Genomic DNA, 19,195 nt, shown 5'->3' on the forward strand with positions numbered 1-19,195 from the left:
GAAATGGACATGCCGGATTCCTCCTCGACGGTACGCTTCTGGCTGCTCAATGCGCTGGTGTGGGCGCTCTATGGCGTTGCCGGAATCGGCCTGCGCCAGGCCTATTTCAGCGATGCCGGAAGCGCAGGCGTGTTGATCACGCTGGGTCTGGCGTTGGCCCTGTTCGGGTGCAGCGGTGCCATCCGTGCGCTGGCGCTGCGTGCCGACTGGTGGGCGCGCGGCACGGCCGGGCTGTTGCTGCGGCTGGCGCTGTCGGTGGCATTGGGCGCGGCAGTGGCGCAGCTGCTGGTGAACATCGCGCTGCACTCGGCGCTGGCCTGGAACTGGGTGAGCCTGGGGCGGCAGACGGCCGACTTCAGCCCCAAGGCGCTGCTGCTCTACTGGTACACCACTGCGGTGATGCTGGCCCTGTGGGCAGCGCTCTGGGCAGGCCTGCACAGCCTGCGCCGGATACGCAGTGCGGAACTGGCGCGCCTGCGTGCCGAGGCCGAGCGCAGCGCGCTGGAGCGCGATGCACTGCGTGCACGGCTCAACCCGCATTTCATGTTCAATGCGCTGAACAACCTGCGCGCGCTGATCCTGGAAGACCCGGAGCGAGCGCGCGACATGGTCACCCGGCTGTCGCGCACGCTGCGCCAGGCGCTGGCACACAACCGCAGCGAGCAGGTCACCCTGGCCGAGGAACTGGTGGTCGTGGACGACTACCTGGCCATCGAGGCAGTCCACTTCGAACAGCGCCTGCAGGTGAACCGGCAGATCGATGCCGACGCCCTGCAGGTACAGCTGCCGGCGATGGCGCTGCAGCTGCTGGTGGAGAATGCGATCAAGCATGGCATCGCCAGCCGCCCGGGCGGCGGTGAGGTGCAGATCCGTGCCACGCTGGACAATGACGTGCTGCGTCTGCAGGTGGACAATCCGCTGGGCAGCGCCAACGAGCCCACCCATGGCCATGGCGTTGGCCTTGCCTACCTGCGTGCGCAGCTTGGCACGCAGGGTCGTTTCACCCTGCAGCCGGTCGGCGACCGCATGCAGGCCCTGCTGGAGATTCCGCAATGAGTGGCGTGCTGCGTGTGTTGATCGTTGATGACGCACGGCTGGCGCGCCAGGAGCTGCGCACGCTGTTGTCGGCGCTGCCGTGGGTGCAGTGCGTGGGCGAGGCCGACGATGTGCCCGCTGCACGCGAGGCGATCGCCACACTGGCCCCGGACCTGGTGCTGCTGGATGTACAGATGCCCTCCGGCAGCGGCTTCGATGTGCTGGATGGGTTGGAGGCGGTGCCGGCGGTGGTGTTCGTTACCGCCTACGACACCTACGCGGTGCGCGCCTTCCAGGCCAATGCGCTGGACTATCTGGTGAAGCCGGTCGAGGCGCCGCGCTTGCTGGAAGCGTTGCAGCGGGCGCGCCAGCGCGAGGTGGTGGCGGGCGAAACGCCGGAGCCGCGCAGCACGCTGGGCGCGCAGGACCAGGTGTTCGTGCGCGAGGGCGAACGCTGCTGGTTCGTCGCGGTCTCGGAGATCCGTCGGCTGGTGGTGGATGGCAACTACACACGGCTATGGTTCCGCGACCAGAACGCCCTGCTGCCCCGCAGCCTGAGCGCGCTGGAAGCACGCCTGCCGCCGGAGTTGTTCTTCCGCGCCAACCGCAACACGCTGGTCAACCTGCGCCGCATTCGTGGCGTGACGCCCAGCATTGCAGATGGCTACGATCTGGCGCTGGACGACGGCAGCGAGGTGGAGGTATCGCGGCGGCAGGCACGTGAACTGCGCGAGCGGATGGCGTTGTAGCTGCCGCTACAGCTCGGCACTGACCGGGCTGGTGATGAATCCCCACAGCAGGCGTGCCATCACTGCGGGCGAGCGTGCCTGCCTGCGCGCATAAGTCTGTAGCGCATCCAGCCGCGGACGGTCATAGAGGTGGCCGGCCAGCAGCACGGCATGCACGCGGCGGGTATTGGCGATGTCGTGCAGCGGGTTGCCATCAAGCAGCACCAGGTCTGCGGCTTTGCCGACCTCGACGCTTCCATGCGATGCCTGCCGTTGCAGATGACGTGCGGCCTGCAGCGTAGCTGCGCGCAGCACGTCGGCTTGGCTCAGGCCGGCCCGTCGCAGCCACTGCAGTTCATCGTGGTAGCGAAAGCCGCCCAATCCGGTATCGGTGCCGACCAGCACGGTGACGCCGGCACGATGGGCCGCACCGGTGAGCGCCAGGCCATGCTCGAAGTAGGTCTTCAGTGCGTCTTGGCCGCGTCGGCCGGGATAGCGCGCTGCGGTGGCCTGCAGGTCATCACGCCACGCCCAGCGTGAAAGCGGGTCCAGATAGGCCAGGCGCGGATCGTCGACGAAGGCGGGGTCGCTTGCGCGTGCATCTTCTTCGCGGGTGACATGGGTCGGTACGAACGCGGCACCGCTGGCCTGCATCAAAGCGAACGCCTTGTTGCAGAGCGTGGGCTGATAGCTGGCAACCATGCGTTCGGCCAGTACGATCGGGTCTTCGCCGTCGAGCGTGCCACCGCGCCATGCCGCCGCGTTGTCGAAGCAGTGGCGCACGAACAGATGGGCGTGCTCGAAGCTGCGCTGGCCCGCCTGCACCGCGTCGTCCAGAGGCACCGCCTTGGGCAGGTGGCCGACCAACGGACGGCGCAGCTGCTGCGCCTCGGTGGCCAGCCGCTGATAGGTGTCCGCACGCAGCCGGTTGTAGACCTTCAACGCGTCGACCCCGCGCGCGCTGTACGTCCGTGCACGCGCAGCGGCGGCCTCCGGCGTGAGTGACGGATCTTCGAAGTAGAAACTGGCGATCTGTACGAAGCGCGGTGCAACCTGCTGCCCGGCAATGGCCTGCGCGGTCCAGCGGCGCTTGTCGGCCACGCAGGCGATCAGCGGATCGGTGGTCTGCGGGCAGTCCATCATGTCGCGGGTGCCGGTGATGCCGCTGGCCAGCATCAGCGGGAACTGCAGCTGCGGCGACAATTGCAGTGCATGGGTGTGCATGTCCCAGAAACCGGGCAGCAGCCAGCGGCCGCCGGCGTCGAGCACGGGAAGCCGCGCGTCCTGCGGATCTTCCCCAATGGCAGTGATGGTGCCGTGGCGCACTGTCACGGTGGTGGGTTCGCTGACCTGGCCGCGCGCCACGTCCACCACCCGCGCGTTGACGATCACGCGGCTGTTGCCCGGTTCGGGCAACGGCGGAGCCGACAGCGGCCAGAGCAGAGCGGCGGCGAACAGCAATGGCGGCGCCAGCATGAGGATGACCAGTACGATCGGCCACTGCCGACGGTGGGCGGAACGGGGCAATGCGCATGCTGCATCCATGAGCCGGCGGTCCTTGTAGTGGGTCGCCCGCAGGGTGCTGCAAGCGGGACGCTGGCGCCAGTGACCATCGGCATCCGGCCCTGTCTCCCTCCGGGGCGGTTACCCTGTGCAGCAGAACTCCCGATCACACCTGCGCCATGTCCATCGTCCTCACCGATTTCGCCCGTCCCCGCCTGTTCCCGCGCGTGCCGCGTGGCAACACCATCCAGGACTGCACCGCCGAGCAGTTCGAGGCACATCTCAATGCGCATGCGCCACTGAAGGTACTCGACGGCTACGCCCCGTTCTGCAAGCTGTTCGTCTACGAGAACTGGACCAGCACGCGCTGCCTGACCGTGCCGGTCACCGAGGCCAACCGCCACCTGCTGCGCAGCGGCTACGAAGCGCGCAACCGCGAGGAACTGCCGGTGCTGGTGCGTTGGTTCGAGGGCGTGGAATCGCCGCGCGCGAACTACCTGGTGGTGATCCTGTACAGCGCCGAGCAGCTGGCCAAGGAAGGCTCGCCGATCGAGGCCGACTGGGGCATTGTCGGCTGCATCTACACCGCCGAACCGGAAGAGGTACCGATGGCACCGATCACGATGATGCGCAATGCGCTGGGCGTGGAGGAGGGCGGATCCGGCGTGCCGCTGGACCGCGAAGCCTACCGGCGTTCCGTCGAGTTCTGGGAGAACAACGCGAACTGGCGGCCGTGAGCGTCATTTGTCATCCACGCATCGCGTGAATGCGCGGACCGCAGTAGAGCCACGCCATGCGTGGCCGCTTGGCCTTCAGGCAGCTTTCCATTCCCACCACGGGTAATGGTACTCGCGGTCGATGGCCTGCCAATGCTGGCCGCATTGCGTGCAGGCAACGGTGTGGCCATCGCCCCAACCCTCCTCGGCCTCCTGCAACGAGAGCAGTTGCATCTGCCCTTGTTCGATCAGGCGACGCGGATCGAAGAACGGGTAGCGGGGGTTGAGTGCACACAGGCAACCTTCGCGCGCCTGCCAGTAGCGCAGCCGTTGCAGGGCCGCCTTGAGGTGGGCCTGGTTGCTGATCAGCATGCCGCCAAGCGCGATGCCCTGGCAGCGTTGTTCGATCAGATCCACATGTGCGCTCAACGCGTCCAACGATGAGGCGCTGAACAGTCGTGCGACCGTACGTGCGGCATCGGTAATGCGCGTTGCATCGCGCGACACGAGGTCCTGCAGCAGCACATCGGCCTGTGCATCGTCGAGCCTGGGCATCGGCGCTGCAGACCACGGCCAGCGCATCAGCGTGACTTGCCGATGCCAGCGTAGTTGCCGGTTGTCAGGCGCAGCAGATCGGCCGGCGCCAGTTCCACTTCCAGGCCACGGCGACCGGCGCTGACATGCAGGCTGGGCAGCGCTTCGGCGCTGGCGTCCAGGAAGGTGCGCAGGCGCTTCTTCTGCCCGAGCGGGCTGATGCCACCGACCAGGTAACCGGTCGCGCGCTGCGCGGCGTCAGCAGCAGCCATCTCGCACTTCTTGCAGCCGGCCGCTTCGGCCAGTGCCTTCAGGTCCAGCTGGCCGGCCACCGGCACGATCGCCACCAGCAGTTCGTGTGTCTCGGTGCTGGCCAGCAGGGTCTTGAACACCTGGGTTGGATCGAGGCCGAGCTTGTCCACGGCTTCGCCGCCATAGGATTCGGCGTGGGCGTCGTGCACGTAGCTGCGCACGGTGTGGGCGATCTTCTCGCGCTTGAGCAGGTTGATGGCCGGGGTCATGTAGGCATCGTAGCGCGCGCTGGTCGCGTTGCCTTGACCGAGGCTACTGCCGGAGAGCATCCATGCATGGCGTGGATCTACCAGTGGGGACTGGATGCGGGGTGTACGGCCACACGCAAATGCAGAACGGGCGCCCGAAGGCGCCCGTTCCGTTCTTTGCATGCACCGGTAGTGCCGGCCGCTGGCCGGCACCGCGCACGGCATCAGTAGCGGTAGTGGTCCGGCTTGAACGGGCCTTCCACCGGCACGCCGATGTAGTCGGCCTGGTCCTGGGTCAGGGTGGTCAGCTTCACGCCGATCTTTTCCAGGTGCAGGCGGGCCACTTCTTCGTCCAGCTTCTTCGGCAGCAGGTAGACCTTCTTCTCGTAGCTGTCCTTGTTCGCCCACAGGTCGATCTGGGCCAAAGTCTGGTTGGCGAAGCTGTTGGACATCACGAAGCTCGGGTGGCCGGTGGCGCAGCCCAGGTTCACCAGGCGGCCTTCGGCCAGCAGGAAGATCGCGTTGCCGTTCGGGAAGATGTACTTGTCCACCTGCGGCTTGATGTTGACGTGCTTGATGCCCGGGTACGACACCAGTGCGTCGACCTGGATCTCGTTGTCGAAGTGGCCGATGTTGCAGACGATGGCCTGGTCCTTCATCGCGCTCAGGTGCTCGATGCGGATGATGTCGCGGTTGCCGGTGGTGGTGACATACAGGTCGGCACGGCCCAGGGTCGACTCGATGGTGTTGACTTCATAGCCTTCCATCGCCGCCTGCAGCGCGCAGATCGGGTCGATCTCGGTGACGATCACGCGCGCGCCGTAGGCACGCAGCGAGGCCGCGCAGCCCTTGCCGACGTCGCCGTAGCCGCAGACCACGGCCACCTTGCCGGCCAGCATCACGTCCATCGCGCGCTTCAGGCCGTCGGCCAGCGACTCGCGGCAGCCGTACAGGTTGTCGAACTTGCTCTTGGTGACCGAGTCGTTGACGTTGATCGCCGGGATCAGCAGGGTGCCGGCCTGGGCCAGCTGGTACAGGCGGTGCACGCCGGTGGTGGTCTCTTCGGAGACGCCCTTCCAGTCCTTCACCACGCGGCCCCAGTAACCCGGGCGCTCCTTGGCCACGCGCTTGAGCAGGTTCTTGATGACCTGTTCTTCGTGCGAGGCAGAGGGGGTGTTGACCCAGTCGCTGCCGTTTTCCAGTTCGTAGCCCTTGTGGATCAGCAGGGTCACGTCACCGCCGTCGTCGACCACCAGTTCCGGGCCGGTCAGGGTGCCGTCGGCCAGGGTGAAGGTCAGCGCGTCCAGGGTGCAGTCCCAGTACTCTTCCAGGGTCTCGCCCTTCCAGGCGAACACCGGGGTGCCGGTGGCGGCGATGGCGGCGGCCGCGTGGTCCTGGGTCGAGAAGATGTTGCACGAGGCCCAGCGCACATCGGCGCCGATGTCCTTCAGGGTCTCGATCAGCACCGCGGTCTGGATGGTCATGTGCAGCGAGCCGGTCACGCGCACGCCCTTCAGCGGCAGCTCGGCTTGGTACTTGCGGCGGATCGACATCAGGCCCGGCATTTCGTGCTCGGCGATGTCCAGTTCCTTGCGGCCCCAGTCGGCCAGCGTGATATCGCGGATCTTGTAATCACCTTCGGTGGAGAAGGTCTTGGCAACAGCGTTCATTCGTGTGCTCCGGTTGTGGGCGAGCGGGTGCTCGCATCTAGCCGGGCGCCGTTGTTACAAAGCCACCTTACCGAGCCTGGCCGGGCCTCGTCGGATCCGGTCGCAGCGCCCCTCGGCAGGGGAGAACCCCCATTATATCGCGGCCCCAGCGTGACATCGGCATGACCCAACCATCGGCAGGTGGGGCCGCGTGCATGGCCTGTTAAGGTCGGTGTTTTCACGCATCAAACAGGTGGAACGATGAGCATGCACGCGCGCCGTACGCGGCGGTGGACCGGCCTGGTCCTGTCGATGGGACTGCTGGCGGTGGCCCCGCTGGCCTGGGCGGCAGCGCCGCAGCCCGTTGCCGCGCAGGCGCAGGGCGTCAACGGCTACGAACTGCCGTCGGCCGCGCTGCAGGCAGTGGTCGATGCCCCGCGCGCGCCGTCGCTGTTTTTGTCGCCGCGCCGCGACGTGGCCGCGATGATGCAGATGCCGTCGCTGCCGTCGATCCAGGTGGTGGCGCAGCCGGAACTGAAGCTGGCCGGCCTGCGCATCAACCCGCGCACGTTCTCCGACAGCCGCTTCAGCTTCGGCGAGAAGCTGTGGCTGATGAACGTGGCCGACGGCAAGGAGCGGCCGATCACCGGCCTGCCGGCCACGCTGTCGATCGCCAGCGTGATGTGGTCGCCGGACCAGAAGTGGCTGGCCTTCAACCAGGTCGACGCTGCCAGTGGCGCCAATGAACTGTGGCTGGTGGATGTGGCCGGTGGCAGTGCCCGTCGCCTGGTTGCCGGCCTGAACACGGTGATCGGCAGCGGCTACCAGTGGCTGCCGGACAGCCGCGGGCTGGTGGTGTTCACCCGCCCGGCCAACCCGGGGCCAGCCCCGGCCGCCGACGGCGTTCCGACCGGCCCGGCCGTGCAGCAGACCAGCCAGGGCGGCGGCGTGGTGTCGATCCGCACCTACCAGGACCTGCTGAAGAACGAGGCCGACGCCCGCCAGTTCGATTACTACGCTACTACCCAGCCGATGGAAGTCGGCCTGGATGGCAGTACCCGCGCGATCGGTGCAGCCGGCATCTTCATGGGCTTCTCGGTGTCGCCCGACGGCCGCTTCGTGCTGCGCCAGCCGGTGCAGCGCCCGTACTCCTACGTGGTGCCGGTGAGTAGTTTCCCGCGCCGCATCGAAGTGATCGACCGTGCCAGCGGCAAGCTGGTGCATACCGTGGCGGTGCGCCCGCTGGTGGAAGGCCTGCCGACCGGCAACGATGCCGAAGTGACCGGCGTGCGCGACATCAGCTGGCGCGGTGATGCCGACGCCACCCTGGTCTGGGCCGAAGCGCAGGACGGCGGCGACCCGAACCGGGAAGCCAGGGTGCGCGATGCGGTGCTGATGCAGGCCGCGCCGTTCGACAAGCCGCCGGTGACCCTGGCCCAGCTTGGCAGCCGCCTGAGCGGCATCAACTGGGGCCGTGGCGACCTGGCCCTGCTGACCGAGTCGTGGTGGAAGACACGCAAGACCAGGACCTGGCTGATCGCCCCGGATGATGCCGGTGCCGAGCCGCGCCTGCTGTGGGATCGTGACGCGCAGGACCGTTATGCCGATCCGGGGCGGCCGCTGCTGGCCAGCGATGAACGTGGTCGCTCGCTGCTGCAGACCAGCCCCGATGGTGGCAGCCTGTACCTGGCCGGTGCCGGTGCTTCGCCGGAAGGTGACCGTCCGTTCGTGGACCGTTTCGACATCGCCACGGGCAAGGCGACGCGCCTGTTCCATTCGCAGGCGCCGAGCTATTCGCTGCCGGTGGCATTGCTGGACAACCAGGGCAGCTCGCTGCTGCTGAGCCGTGAGAGCCCGGATGAGCCGGCCAACTTCTACGTGCAGTCGCTGGCCGATGCCAGCGCCGCACCGCGCGCGCTGACCCACTTCGCTCATCCGCTGCCGCAGCTGAAGGGCGTGCAGAAGGAGCAGATCCGCTACAAGCGCAAGGATGGCGTCGACCTGACCGCGACCCTGCTGCTGCCGCCGGGCTACGACCCCAAGCGCGACGGCCCGCGCCCGCTGCTGATGTGGGCCTACCCGGGCGAGTTCAAGAGCGCGGCCGCGGCCAGCCAGGTGACCGATTCGCCGTACCGCTTCAACGCGGTCAGCTACTGGGGCCCGCAGGCGTTCCTGGCCAAAGGATACGTAGTGCTGGCCAGCCCGTCGATGCCGATCATCGGCGAGGGTGACAAGGAGCCCAACGACACCTACATCGAACAGCTGGTGGCCAACGCGCAGGCAGCCGTGGATGAAGTGGTGCGGCGTGGCGTGACCGATCGCGACCACATCGCCATCGGTGGCCATTCCTACGGTGCGTTCATGACCGCCAACCTGCTGGCGCATACGCGCCTGTTCAAGGCCGGCATCGCGCGCAGCGGCGCCTACAACCGCACGCTGACCCCGTTCGGCTTCCAGGCCGAGGAGCGCAACTACTGGCAGGCGCAGGACGTCTACCAGAAGATGGCGCCGTTCAACTACGCCGACAGGATCAAGGATCCGATCCTGTTCATCCACGGCGTGGACGACAACAACTCCGGTACGTTCCCGATCCAGAGCGAGCGCATGTTCGCCGCGGTGAAGGGCTTGGGTGGCACCGCACGGCTGGTGATGCTGCCGAACGAATCGCATGCCTACCGCGCACGCGAATCGATCATGACCATGCTGGCCGAGAGCGAGCGCTGGCTGGAGCAGACCATTGGCCCGGCCGGGCAGGGCACCGCGAAGAAGAAGCGCTGACCGGACCGGGTAGTGCCGGCCGCTGGCCGGCAACCTCATGGACCCACGCAGCCTGAGGTTGCCGGCCAGTGGCCGGCACTACCAGATGAAACCATTTTTGCATCGCAGCACGCTGCCCGTTCTGGTTTAGGCTTGGGGTCTGGATCCGTTGACCGAGGCCTGTGCGTCGCCGATGAACGAGTACCGCAGCAGCATCGAGTTCGCTTCCCCCGATCTTCCGCTTCGCGATGACGTGCGCCGGCTCGGCGCACTGGTCGGTGACCTGTTGGTCGAGCAGGTATCGGCGGCCTTCCTCGACGATGTCGAAGACGTGCGCACCCGCGCCATCGCCCGTCGCGAGAACCAGGCGCCGCTGTCGGAGCTGGCCGAAGGGCTGGCCGGGCGCACGCCGCAGCAGGCCGAGACCATGGTGCGGGCCTTCAGCACCTACTTCCAGGTGGTCAACATTGCCGAGCGCGTGCATCGCATCCGCCGCCGCCGTAACTACCAGCGTGCCGGTACCGCAGGCGCGCAGCCCGATGGCCTGCAGGATGCGCTGCAGCACCTGAAGGCGCAGGGCGTGACGCTGGACGAACTGGCGCAGTGGCTGCCGCGCATCGACATCGAGCCGGTGTTCACCGCGCATCCCACCGAAGCCGTGCGCCGTGCGCTGCTGGAGAAGGAGCAGCTGATGGTGGCCAGCCTGGTCGACAACCTCGACGGCCAGCGCACGCCGGGGGAAGCGGCCGCCGATGCTGCGCGCTTCCGCATGGCGCTGACCGCGTCGTGGCAGACCACTGATTCCTCGCCGGTGCGGCCCACCGTCGATGACGAGCGCGAGCACGTCGGCTTCTATCTGGTGCAGGTGCTGTACCGGGTGATTCCGGTGCTGTACGAGTCGCTGCAGCAGGCGCTGCGCGACACCTATGGCGAAGAACTGCCGCTGCCGCGCCTGCTGCGCTTCGGCACGTGGGTGGGCGGGGACATGGACGGCAACCCGAACGTGGATGCCCACACCATCCGCACGACGCTGGACGCGCAGCGGCAGGCCGTGCTGGGTCGCTACCAGAAGGAACTGCTGCAGCTGGCCAGCCTGCTCAGCCAGTCCACCGAGCGGGTGGGCGTGAGCGAGGCGCTGCAGGCGCGGGTGGCGCACTACCAGCTGCTGCTGCCGCAGGTGCAGTCGCGCCCGCGCCATGCCGACATGCCCTACCGCCTGCTCAACGACCGCATGCGCGCGCGCCTGCAGGCCACGCTGGATGACGGCGAAGGCGCCTACGCCGGTCCGGACGAACTGATCGACGACCTGCAGCTGATCCTCGACAGCCTGCGCGCGAACCGCGGCGAACATGCCGGTGGCTTTGCGGTGCAACGCCTGCTGTGGCGGGTGAAGACGTTTGGCTTCCACCTGGCACGGTTGGACGTACGCCAGGAGTCGAGCGTGCATGCACGCGCGCTGGCCACGGTGCTGGGCGGCGACGCGGCCTGGGACGGTCTGGATGCCTTGGGCCGCGCGCGCCTGCTGGCACCGCATGCCAGTGGTGAGGTGCCGTTGCCGAAGGGCGACGACGAAGGCAACCGGCGGCTGGACGCCGTGTTCGCTGCACTGGCCGATGCCCGCGCGCGCCACGGCGGCGACGCGCTGGGCAGCTACATCATCTCGATGGCACACGACCGCAGCGACGTGCTGGCGGTGCTGGCGCTGGCGCGTCGTGGTGGCCTGGTGGAAGAGAACGGATCAGTGCCGCTGGATATCGCGCCGCTGTTCGAGACGGTGGATGACCTCAAGCGCGGTACGGCGACCCTGCAAGACCTGCTGGCCGACCCGGTGTACCGCGCTCACCTGCGCGCGCGCGATGACGTGCAGATGGTGATGCTGGGTTATTCGGACAGCAGCAAGGACGGCGGCATCGCCGCTTCGCGCTGGGGCCTGCAGCGTGCACAGGTGGAACTGCTGGAGGTGGCGGCAGAGGCGGGCATCCGATTGACCTTCTTCCATGGCCGGGGCGGTTCGATCAGCCGCGGTGGCGGCAAGACCACGCATGCGGTCGATGCGTCGCCGCGCGGCAGCATCGATGGCCGCCTGCGGGTGACCGAGCAGGGCGAGGTGATCCATCGAAAGTACGGCATCCGGGCGCTGGCACTGCGTTCACTGGAGCAGGCCACCGGCGCGGTGCTGCGCGCCAGCCTGCGCCCGCGCGCCGCCGAGCCGCGCGAGGACGGCTGGCGGCCGGTGATGGATGCGGTGGCTGCGGCCAGCAGCGAGGTGTATCGCGCGTTCGTCGGCCAGCCCGGTTTCATGGACTACTTCCGCACCGCTACGCCGATCGACGTGATCGAGCGGATGACGCTGGGCTCACGGCCGTCGCGTCGTCTCGGCCAGGACGCCGCACTGGGCAACCTGCGTGCGATTCCGTGGGTGTTCGCCTGGAGCCAGGCGCGTGCCGTCATTCCCGGCTGGTACGGCGTGGGCAGCGGCCTGCAGGCCGCGGTCGATGCCGGCCACGAACAGACCCTGCGCGACATGGCGCGAGACTGGCCGTTTTTCCGCACCTTCCTGGACGACATCGCGATGGTGCTGTCCAAGGGCGATATCACCATCGCCGAGCAGTTCTCGCGGTTGTCGGGCGACCTGCACGGCCGGTTCTTCCCGCAGGTGCAGCGCGAACTGGAGCTCACCCGGCGCTGGCTGCTGGCGTTGATGGACCAGAAGACGCTGCTGGACCACGACGCACGGCTGGCGCTGTCGATCCGCCTGCGCAATCCCTACGTCGATCCGATCAGCGTGCTGCAGGTGGATCTGCTGCAGCGCTGGCGGGCCAGCGGGCGCGAGGATGACGATCTGCTGCGCGCACTGGTGGCGTGCGTGAACGGCGTTTCGCAGGGTGTGCAGAACACCGGTTGATCCGCATCCGCCGGGCATGGCCCGGCGAATTCGAAAGGGTAGTGCCGGCCGCTGGCCGGCAACCTCATGATCTCCGGCAGCACGCGCGAGGTTGCCGGCCAGCGGCCGGCACTACCTCATTCCTCCGGCGACGGCGGGTTCGATGCCAGCAGTTCCAGGTGGCGCTGTTCCATTTCCTGGCGCAGCTGGCGGCGGATCTGTGCTGCGGCCTGGCGGCGCTTTTCGTCGGACGTTGCGGGCTGCAAGGGCGGGACAGGCGTCGGTCGGCCTTCTTCATCCACTGCGACCATCGTGAAGAAGCAGCTGTTGGCGTGACGCACGCTGCGCTTGAGGATGTCCTCGGCCACCACCTTGATACCGATCTCCATCGATGAGGTGCCGGTGTAGTTCACCGAGGCCAGGAAGGTGACCAGCTCGCCCACCGCGATGGGCTGGCGGAACATCACCTGGTCCACCGACAGGGTGACCACGTAGCTGCCGGCATAGCGGCTGGCGCAGGCGTAGGCCACCTGGTCAAGCAGGCGCAGGATGGCGCCGCCATGGACCTTGCCGGAGAAATTGGCCATCTCCGGCGACATCAGCACGGTCATGGACAGCTGGTGGGTTTTCAGTTCGGTCGACATGCGGCGATTGTATCGGCAACCGGTAGTGCCGGCCGCTGGCCGGCAACCACGCGGTTGTTTCCGGAGGCCATGAAAAAGCCGGCCAGCGGCCGGCTCTACCAGAAGCAGAAGGGCCGCGTGAGCGGCCCTTCGTGTTGCTTACTTCAGCTTCGCATCGGCGCGCAGGGCGGCGGCGCGGTCGGTCTTCTCCCAGGAGAAGGCCGTGGCGTTGACGGTCTCGCCTTCGCCGTTGAGGTAGCTGAACTCCTTCGGCTTGCGGCCGAAGTGGCCATAGGCCGCGGTCTGCTGGTACATCGGGTGGATCAGGTCCAGCATCTTGATGATGCCGTACGGGCGCAGGTCGAAGTGCTTGCGGATCAGCTTCTCGATCTTGTCGTCGCTGATCTTGCCGGTGCCGAAGGTGGTGACCGAGATCGAGGTCGGCTCAGCCACGCCGATGGCGTAGGAGACCTGCACTTCGCAACGGTCGGCCAGGCCGGCGGCAACCACGTTCTTGGCGACGTAGCGGGCGGCGTAGGCGGCCGAACGGTCGACCTTGGACGGGTCCTTGCCGGAGAACGCGCCACCACCGTGACGGGCCCAGCCGCCGTAGGTGTCGACGATGATCTTGCGGCCGGTCAGGCCGCAGTCGCCCACCGGGCCGCCGATCTCGAACTTGCCGGTCGGGTTGATGTGGAACTTGGTGCCCTTGTGCAGCCACTTGGCCGGCAGCACCGGCTTGATGATCTCTTCGCGGACGGCCTCGATGAGGTCCTTCTGCTTGATGCCCGGGGCGTGCTGGGTCGACAGGACCACGGCGTCGATGGCCGAGACCACGCCGTTTTCATAGCGCAGGGTGACCTGGCTCTTGGCGTCCGGGCGCAGCCACGACAGCGGCGAGTTCTTCTTCTTGCGGATCTTGGCCTGCTGCTCGACCAGGCGGTGCGACAGGTGGATCGCGGCCGGCATGTAGCTGTCGGTCTCGTTGGTGGCATAGCCGAACATCAGGCCCTGGTCGCCAGCGCCCATTTCTTCCGGCTTCTTGCGGTCCACGCCCTGGGCGATGTGCGGCGACTGCTTGCCGATCAGGTTCAGCACGCCGCAGGTGGCGCCGTCGAAGCCGACGTCGGAGCTGTCGTAGCCGATGTCCGTGATGACCTTGCGGGTCAGCGCTTCCAGGTCGATCCAGGCGCTGGTGGTGATTTCACCGGCCACGATGGCAACGCCGGTCTTGACCATGGTCTCGCAGGCCACGCGGGCGCGCTGGTCCTGGGTCAGGATCGCGTCCAGCACCGCATCGGAGATCTGGTCGGCAACCTTGTCCGGATGGCCTTCGGAGACCGACTCGGAGGTGAAGAGATAGCTGGACATCAGGCGTAATATCCCTTGATTCGGATGGAAAGATGGGCGCGCATGATACACGGGGTGCGCCGCCTGTGCATTGTGAACCCGTACCGGTTGCCGGTGGTTAAGCCCGCGTAGGCCCGGCAGCGGCCGTCATGACGGGATTGGGGGCCAGCCTCGAGGCCCAGTGTTCCACCAGCGTGACAACAGACGGGGGCTGGCCAACCCCCGACCGCGCAGGCCGCGACCCGGCCGTCATCGTTCTGCCCCGAAACCGCCATCTGGCTGCCGCCTGCCGGGCGCAGGCTGTCGGCCAATCCGGCCGCCGGGCATCCGTGGATCCGCCATGCAGGAACTCGAACAGCGTCTCCAGCAACGTTTCCCCGATTGGTTCCATGGCCGCCGTGGCCAGCTGGCACGGCCGCTGCTGCGCAGCGTCGGCCGCTGGTCGCGCCTGGACCAGATCGAGGCCTTCCTGCAGCGCAGTGCAGGATTGCGCGGATTCGGCTTCGTCGCCGCCGGCCTGGAGTTCATCGGCGGCCAGTACCAGGTGGATCCGGCCGCGCTGGCGAAGATCCCGGCCACCGGTCGCCTGCTGATCGTCGCCAACCACCCCTCCGGAGCGCTGGATGCACTGGCCCTGCTGGACGCGGTCGGCCGTATCCGCCGCGATGTGCGGATCGTGGCCAACGACCTGCTGGGCGCGATCGCGCCGCTGCAGGATCTGCTGTTGCCGGTGCGCATCCTGGGTGGCAAGGCGCAGCGCGGCAGCCTGCATGCGGTGGAGGAAGCATTGGCCGCCGAGCAGTGCGTGATCGTGTTCCCGGCCGGCGAGGTCTCGCGCCTGTCGCTGCGCGGCATCCGCGATGGCCGTTGGCAGCGGGGATTCGTCCGCTTTGCCCGCGCGGCCGGTGCGCCGGTGCTGCCGGTGCGGGTGGAAGCGCGCAACTCAGCGCTGTTCTACGGCGCATCAACCCTGTTCAAGCCGGCCGGTACCGCGCTGCTGGCGCGCGAGATGTTCACCCGTCGTGGCCGCCCGCTGCGGCTGAGCATCGGCGAGCCGATGCAGCTGGGCAAGGGCGGTGACCCGGGCGCACAGCTGCTGGCGGTGCGCCGCGCGCTGTACGCGCTGGGCCGCAACGGCGCGGCCGGCAATGCCGCTGCGTGCGCAGGCCCTGAGCCGCTGGCCGCCCCGGTGCCACCTTCGCAGGTCGCCGCTGGAATCGCTGCCGCCACCCAGCTGGGCCAGACCGCCGACGGCAAGCAGATCCTGCTGGCCACCTGCACTGCCGATTCGCCACTGCTGCTGGAACTGGGCCGCCTGCGCGAACTGACCTTCCGCCAGGTGGGTGAGGGCACCGGCCGCAGCCGTGACCTCGACAACTACGACCCGCAGTACGAGCACATCGTGATCTGGGACGCCGCCGCGCAGCGCATCGCTGGCGCGTACCGGATCATGCGTGGTGCCCACGCGTTGGCCCGGCACGGCCTGTCCGGGCTCTACAGCGCGTCGCTGTTCCGCTATTCCGACGATGCCATCACCCACATCGCGGAGGGCCTGGAACTGGGCCGCAGCTTCGTGGTGCCCGATTACTGGGGCAGCCGCAGCCTGGACTACCTGTGGCAGGGCATTGGTGCCTACCTGCAGTGCCGGCCGGGGATCCGCTACCTGTTCGGCGCGGTGTCGATCAGCGCGGCCCTGCCACGCGACGCACGCGAGCAGCTGGTGGCGTACTACCAGCGCTACTACAGCGGTAGCGCGGGCCTGGCCGAATCGAACCGCCCCTTCCAGTACTTCGCTGCGCCGCCGAGTTTCGGCGAGCTGGATGCGGGTGCCGCATTCGATGTGCTCAAGGCCAACCTGGCCGCACTCGGCACCGGCGTGCCGACGCTGTACCGCCAGTACACCGATCTGTGCGAACCCGGCGGCGCGCGCTTCCTCGCCTTCGGTGTGGACCCGGACTTCAGCGATTCGATCGACGGCCTGATCGAGGTGGACCTGTGCGCGGTCCGGCCGAACAAGCGCAAACGCTACCTGCGCGGCACGGGGACGCCGGCATGAGCATGCTGGCGAACCTGTCGCCGAACCGGCGCGCGGTGTTCGTCTCCGATGTGCACCTGGGCTCGCGCCATTGCCATGCCACCGAGCTGGCGCGATTCCTCTCGCAGCTGCGCTGCGAGCGGTTGTACCTGGTGGGCGACATCATCGACCTGTGGTGGATGGCGCACCGCCGTGCGACCTGGCGGCAGTCGCACAGCGAGGTCATCCAGGCGCTGCACGCGCTGCGCCGTGCCGGCACCGAGATCATCTACATTCCCGGCAACCACGATGCCTCGCTGCGCCAGGTGTGCGGGCTGATGTTGCCGGCCATGCAGGTGCGCCGCCGTGCCATCCACGTGACCGCCGATGGCCGCCGGCTGCTGGTCGCGCATGGCGACGAGTATGACGGCGTGACCCATTTCGGCGGCCTGCAGGAAAAGTTCGGCGACTGGCTGTACTACCGCATCCTCACCGGCAACCAAGCCTTGAATGCAGTGCGGCGGCGGCTGGGCATGCGCTACTGGTCGCTGTCGGAGTTCCTGAAGAAGCGCAGTGGCGCCGCTGAACGCTACATCGAGCGTTTCGTGCAGGCCGGGCTGGACGACGTGCGCCGGCGTGGCCTGGACGGCATCGTCTGCGGCCATATCCACCGCGCGGCGCTGATTGAACGCGATGGCCTGGTCTATGCCAATGACGGCGACTGGGTGGAGAGCCTGACCGCACTGGCCGAAGACCACGATGGCGCGCTGCGCCTGCTCGACCACAGCGGCCAGACCCTGCTGGAACTGCCCGGCGCGCGGTTGTCGCAGGCGGCATAGCCCGCGTCTGTCCCGCTGTAGAGCCGAGTCCACGCTCGGCTGCCGTTACGCGCAACGAAGAGCAGCCGAGCATGGGCTCGGCTCTACATACACCGCGCGCAAGCCGCTAGCATCGGCCCATGGATTCATTGACCCAGATCGTGCTCGGTGGCGCCGTCGCTGCTGCCATCGCTCCGCCCGGCCATCGCCGCGCGGCCCTACTGGCCGGTGCCGCGCTCGGCACCCTGCCGGACCTCGACGCCCTGTGGCTTGGCTTCACTGCGGCCGACCCGGTGGCGAACATGATCGAGCACCGCAGCTTCAGCCATTCGTTGCTGGTGCTGCCCTGGGTGGCTGCACTGATCTGGTGGTTGTTCAAGCGCTTCGGCAACGGCCGGGTCGCGCAGTCACCGCTGCGCTGGTTCTGGGCGATCCAGCTGGCGCTGGTCACCCATCCCGTGCTGGATGCGTTCACCGTCTACGGCACCCAGCTGTGGTGGCCGCTGCGGCCACAGCCGACCATGGGTTCCAGTGTCTTCATCATTGATCCTGGCTACACGGTATGGCTGCTGCTGGGTTGCGTGCTGGCCTGGTTTGGCCGCGCCCGCCCCTGGGCTGGCAAGGTGCTGGGTGTGGCGTTGCTGGTCAGCAGTGCCTACCTGGGCTGGGGGCTGATCGCCAAGGCGCAGGTCGATCGGGCCGCGCAGCAGAGCCTGGCCGCGATGGGCCTGGGCGATGCGCCGCGCTTCTCGGTGCCGATGCCGTTCAACACCCTGCTGTGGCGGGTGGTGGCGATGACGCCCAGCGGCTACGTGGTGGGCGACCGCTCGCTGGTGGCCGACCACGGGCCGATGCGGTTCGAAGGCCATGCGTCCAACGTACAGGCCTTGCGCGAAGCGCAGGCCATCCCGGCGGTGCAGCAGCTGCAATGGTTCAACCGTGGCTTCATGCGTGCGCAGGTCGTGGACGGAAGGCTGGTGCTGAGCGACCTGCGCATGGGGCTGGAGCCGGACTACACCTTCAATTTCGTCGTCGCCGGGCAGGCCGACGGGCAGTGGCGGGCTATCGTTCCCGAGCAGGTGCGGGTGGACTACAGCAGTCCCGCCGCGCGTGCCGACGCCGGTCGCCGCCTGGCGGCGATGTGGCAGCGGATCTGGCAGGAGCCGGCGGCCTCCGCGACTGGTGCGGCGCACCCGTAGATCCACGCCATGCGTGGATGGCGGGACCATCGGCAGCGCCGCGTCGGCTCAATACACCGTCGCGCGGCCCTGGACGAACGAGTAGAAGAACACGGCGTTCGGGTCGTTCTGCACCAGGCGGAACTCGCGGCGCATGCCTTCCACGGTGTCCTCGTCCACCGAGCCGGCCTGCAGCAGCTGGTCGGCGGCCGACAGCAGCAGCTGTTCCCAGAACGCGATCATCGTCTTGCGACGCGCCGGTTCGCGGTTGTCCAGGTGGATGGTCTTGATCTCGGTGTGCACGTCGCGGAAGCCGCCGGCCAGCAGCAGGTTGCCCAGCTTTGCACCGACGAACGGGTCACCGCCGTGGTCGTACTGGAAGTCGTTGAAGGCCATCCAGTAGCGCCAGATGTGCGGCGAGTACGGGTCGAGCAGGAACGAGGCATTCATCACTTCGGTGATGTAGACCGGCGAACCCGGTGCCAGCACGCGGCGCACTTCGCTCAGCACCCGCGCTGGTGAAGGCACGTGTTCCAGCACCCAGCACAGGAACGCCGAGTCGAAGCTGCGTGCCTCGAACGGCAGCTCGCCGGCGTCGGCCTGCTGCAGGGTGTAGCGGTCGCTGCACCACGGCGTGCGCGCCAGGTTCTCGCGCGCTGTGGCGAGCTGCGTTTCGCTCAGGTCCACGCCGGTCACGTGCAGCTCGGGGAAGCGGCGCAGCAGGATCTCGGTCTGCGCACCGACGCCGCTGCCGACTTCCAGCAGACGCCGCGCGCCGCTGTAGTCGATCTGGCCGAAGATGCTCGATTCCAGCAGCCGTGCCTGGGTCATCAGGCGCTGCTGTTCGGTGCCGGAAAACCCGTGCAGGTAGGTCGGAGAGGAGATCGGCGGGGTCATGACGGCGGG

Annotated in this window: 15 protein-coding genes and 1 riboswitch; of the genes, 8 read left to right on the forward strand and 7 right to left on the reverse strand. The window is 67.8% G+C overall.

The genetic code is table 11. The features are described 5' to 3' along the window. Positions 1-9 precede the first annotated feature (9 nt). Together ACMGRF_RS01545 and ACMGRF_RS01550 are read left to right on the forward strand one after the other, a co-directional pair. On the forward strand, positions 10-1,056 hold the full coding sequence (locus ACMGRF_RS01545; protein WP_180880528.1) for a sensor histidine kinase: 1,047 nt from the start codon (positions 10-12) through the stop codon (positions 1,054-1,056). Then, on the forward strand, positions 1,053-1,784 hold the full coding sequence (locus ACMGRF_RS01550; protein WP_049435677.1) for a LytR/AlgR family response regulator transcription factor: 732 nt from the start codon (positions 1,053-1,055) through the stop codon (positions 1,782-1,784). Before ACMGRF_RS01545 ends, ACMGRF_RS01550 begins: the two co-directional genes overlap by 4 nt. A gap of 6 nt (positions 1,785-1,790) precedes the next feature. Here ACMGRF_RS01550 and ACMGRF_RS01555 read toward each other — a convergent pair whose 3' ends face one another. Next, positions 1,791-3,308, reverse strand: a complete 1,518-nt coding sequence (locus ACMGRF_RS01555) for an amidohydrolase family protein (RefSeq protein ID WP_414485585.1) — start codon at positions 3,306-3,308, stop codon at positions 1,791-1,793. 137 nt (positions 3,309-3,445) lie between these two features. Here ACMGRF_RS01555 and ACMGRF_RS01560 point away from each other — a divergent pair, with 137 nt between their 5' ends. Next, positions 3,446-4,003, forward strand: coding sequence for a DUF3228 family protein (locus ACMGRF_RS01560; protein WP_049414070.1), 558 nt, complete (start codon positions 3,446-3,448; stop codon positions 4,001-4,003). A gap of 75 nt (positions 4,004-4,078) precedes the next feature. Here ACMGRF_RS01560 and ACMGRF_RS01565 read toward each other — a convergent pair whose 3' ends face one another. From ACMGRF_RS01565 to ahcY, 3 genes are all read right to left on the reverse strand, one after another. Continuing rightward, the gene (locus tag ACMGRF_RS01565; RefSeq protein WP_099488396.1) at positions 4,079-4,564 is read right to left on the reverse strand and encodes a hypothetical protein; all 486 of its coding nucleotides are present in this window, start codon (positions 4,562-4,564) and stop codon (positions 4,079-4,081) included. After that, on the reverse strand, positions 4,564-5,037 hold the full coding sequence (ybaK, locus tag ACMGRF_RS01570; RefSeq protein ID WP_180880556.1) for a Cys-tRNA(Pro) deacylase: 474 nt from the start codon (positions 5,035-5,037) through the stop codon (positions 4,564-4,566). The genes ACMGRF_RS01565 and ybaK overlap by 1 nt, the downstream gene beginning before the upstream one ends. Before the next feature lie 203 nt (positions 5,038-5,240). After that, positions 5,241-6,686: an adenosylhomocysteinase gene (gene ahcY / locus ACMGRF_RS01575; RefSeq protein WP_049414067.1), complete on the reverse strand. Its 1,446-nt coding sequence runs from the start codon at positions 6,684-6,686 to the stop codon at positions 5,241-5,243. A gap of 36 nt (positions 6,687-6,722) precedes the next feature. Then, positions 6,723-6,806: riboswitch (S-adenosyl-L-homocysteine riboswitch) on the reverse strand. A 120-nt stretch (positions 6,807-6,926) separates the two neighbouring features. Here ahcY and ACMGRF_RS01580 point away from each other — a divergent pair. Together ACMGRF_RS01580 and ppc are read left to right on the forward strand one after the other, a co-directional pair. Beyond that, positions 6,927-9,443 carry a S9 family peptidase gene (locus tag ACMGRF_RS01580; protein WP_049414065.1) on the forward strand — a complete coding sequence of 839 codons (2,517 nt, stop codon included), beginning with the start codon at positions 6,927-6,929 and terminating at the stop codon, positions 9,441-9,443. A 172-nt stretch (positions 9,444-9,615) separates the two neighbouring features. After that, positions 9,616-12,327: a phosphoenolpyruvate carboxylase gene (ppc, locus tag ACMGRF_RS01585; protein ID WP_414485586.1), complete on the forward strand. Its 2,712-nt coding sequence runs from the start codon at positions 9,616-9,618 to the stop codon at positions 12,325-12,327. A gap of 116 nt (positions 12,328-12,443) precedes the next feature. Here the strand turns inward: ppc and ACMGRF_RS01590 are convergent, their stop codons facing one another. Together ACMGRF_RS01590 and metK are read right to left on the reverse strand one after the other, a co-directional pair. Then, on the reverse strand, positions 12,444-12,950 hold the full coding sequence (locus tag ACMGRF_RS01590) for an acyl-CoA thioesterase (RefSeq protein ID WP_005415314.1): 507 nt from the start codon (positions 12,948-12,950) through the stop codon (positions 12,444-12,446). A 138-nt stretch (positions 12,951-13,088) separates the two neighbouring features. Then, positions 13,089-14,300, reverse strand: a complete 1,212-nt coding sequence (gene metK, locus ACMGRF_RS01595) for a methionine adenosyltransferase (protein WP_005408103.1) — start codon at positions 14,298-14,300, stop codon at positions 13,089-13,091. A 319-nt stretch (positions 14,301-14,619) separates the two neighbouring features. On the opposite strand from metK, the gene ACMGRF_RS01600 reads away from it, so the two are divergent. From ACMGRF_RS01600 to ACMGRF_RS01610, 3 genes are all read left to right on the forward strand, one after another. Further along, positions 14,620-16,335, forward strand: coding sequence for a lysophospholipid acyltransferase family protein (locus ACMGRF_RS01600; RefSeq protein ID WP_099488392.1), 1,716 nt, complete (start codon positions 14,620-14,622; stop codon positions 16,333-16,335). Next, positions 16,332-17,132, forward strand: coding sequence for a UDP-2,3-diacylglucosamine diphosphatase (locus ACMGRF_RS01605; RefSeq protein ID WP_049414057.1), 801 nt, complete (start codon positions 16,332-16,334; stop codon positions 17,130-17,132). The genes ACMGRF_RS01600 and ACMGRF_RS01605 overlap by 4 nt, the downstream gene beginning before the upstream one ends. A gap of 119 nt (positions 17,133-17,251) precedes the next feature. Further along, positions 17,252-18,310 (forward strand): metal-dependent hydrolase, encoded by a 1,059-nt coding sequence (locus ACMGRF_RS01610; protein WP_099488390.1) that lies wholly within the window; start codon positions 17,252-17,254, stop codon positions 18,308-18,310. Positions 18,311-18,358: 48 nt separating this feature from the next. On the opposite strand, the gene ACMGRF_RS01615 is transcribed toward ACMGRF_RS01610, so the two are convergent. Further along, positions 18,359-19,186, reverse strand: a complete 828-nt coding sequence (locus tag ACMGRF_RS01615; protein ID WP_049414053.1) for a methyltransferase domain-containing protein — start codon at positions 19,184-19,186, stop codon at positions 18,359-18,361. Positions 19,187-19,195 lie beyond the last annotated feature (9 nt).

Source organism: Stenotrophomonas sp. EMP41 (genome assembly GCF_047495535.1).
Classification (GTDB): domain Bacteria; phylum Pseudomonadota; class Gammaproteobacteria; order Xanthomonadales; family Xanthomonadaceae; genus Stenotrophomonas; species Stenotrophomonas sepilia.

Excerpts from the sequence above, each read along its gene's own strand:
- ACMGRF_RS01615 (WP_049414053.1), bottom strand. The coding sequence starts at position 19,186 with ATGACCCCGCCGATCTCCTCTCCGACCTACCTGCACGGGTTTTCCGGC.
- ACMGRF_RS01545 (WP_180880528.1), top strand. The coding sequence starts at position 10 with ATGCCGGATTCCTCCTCGACGGTACGCTTCTGGCTGCTCAATGCGCTG.
- ACMGRF_RS01580 (WP_049414065.1), top strand. The coding sequence starts at position 6,927 with ATGAGCATGCACGCGCGCCGTACGCGGCGGTGGACCGGCCTGGTCCTG.
- ACMGRF_RS01610 (WP_099488390.1), top strand. The coding sequence starts at position 17,252 with ATGGATTCATTGACCCAGATCGTGCTCGGTGGCGCCGTCGCTGCTGCC.
- ACMGRF_RS01600 (WP_099488392.1), top strand. The coding sequence starts at position 14,620 with ATGCAGGAACTCGAACAGCGTCTCCAGCAACGTTTCCCCGATTGGTTC.
- ACMGRF_RS01590 (WP_005415314.1), bottom strand. The coding sequence starts at position 12,950 with ATGTCGACCGAACTGAAAACCCACCAGCTGTCCATGACCGTGCTGATG.
- ACMGRF_RS01565 (WP_099488396.1), bottom strand. The coding sequence starts at position 4,564 with ATGCGCTGGCCGTGGTCTGCAGCGCCGATGCCCAGGCTCGACGATGCA.
- ACMGRF_RS01550 (WP_049435677.1), top strand. The coding sequence starts at position 1,053 with ATGAGTGGCGTGCTGCGTGTGTTGATCGTTGATGACGCACGGCTGGCG.
- metK (WP_005408103.1), bottom strand. The coding sequence starts at position 14,300 with ATGTCCAGCTATCTCTTCACCTCCGAGTCGGTCTCCGAAGGCCATCCG.
- ACMGRF_RS01555 (WP_414485585.1), bottom strand. The coding sequence starts at position 3,308 with ATGGATGCAGCATGCGCATTGCCCCGTTCCGCCCACCGTCGGCAGTGG.
- ACMGRF_RS01605 (WP_049414057.1), top strand. The coding sequence starts at position 16,332 with ATGAGCATGCTGGCGAACCTGTCGCCGAACCGGCGCGCGGTGTTCGTC.
- ybaK (WP_180880556.1), bottom strand. The coding sequence starts at position 5,037 with ATGACCCCGGCCATCAACCTGCTCAAGCGCGAGAAGATCGCCCACACC.
- ACMGRF_RS01560 (WP_049414070.1), top strand. The coding sequence starts at position 3,446 with ATGTCCATCGTCCTCACCGATTTCGCCCGTCCCCGCCTGTTCCCGCGC.
- ahcY (WP_049414067.1), bottom strand. The coding sequence starts at position 6,686 with ATGAACGCTGTTGCCAAGACCTTCTCCACCGAAGGTGATTACAAGATC.
- ppc (WP_414485586.1), top strand. The coding sequence starts at position 9,616 with ATGAACGAGTACCGCAGCAGCATCGAGTTCGCTTCCCCCGATCTTCCG.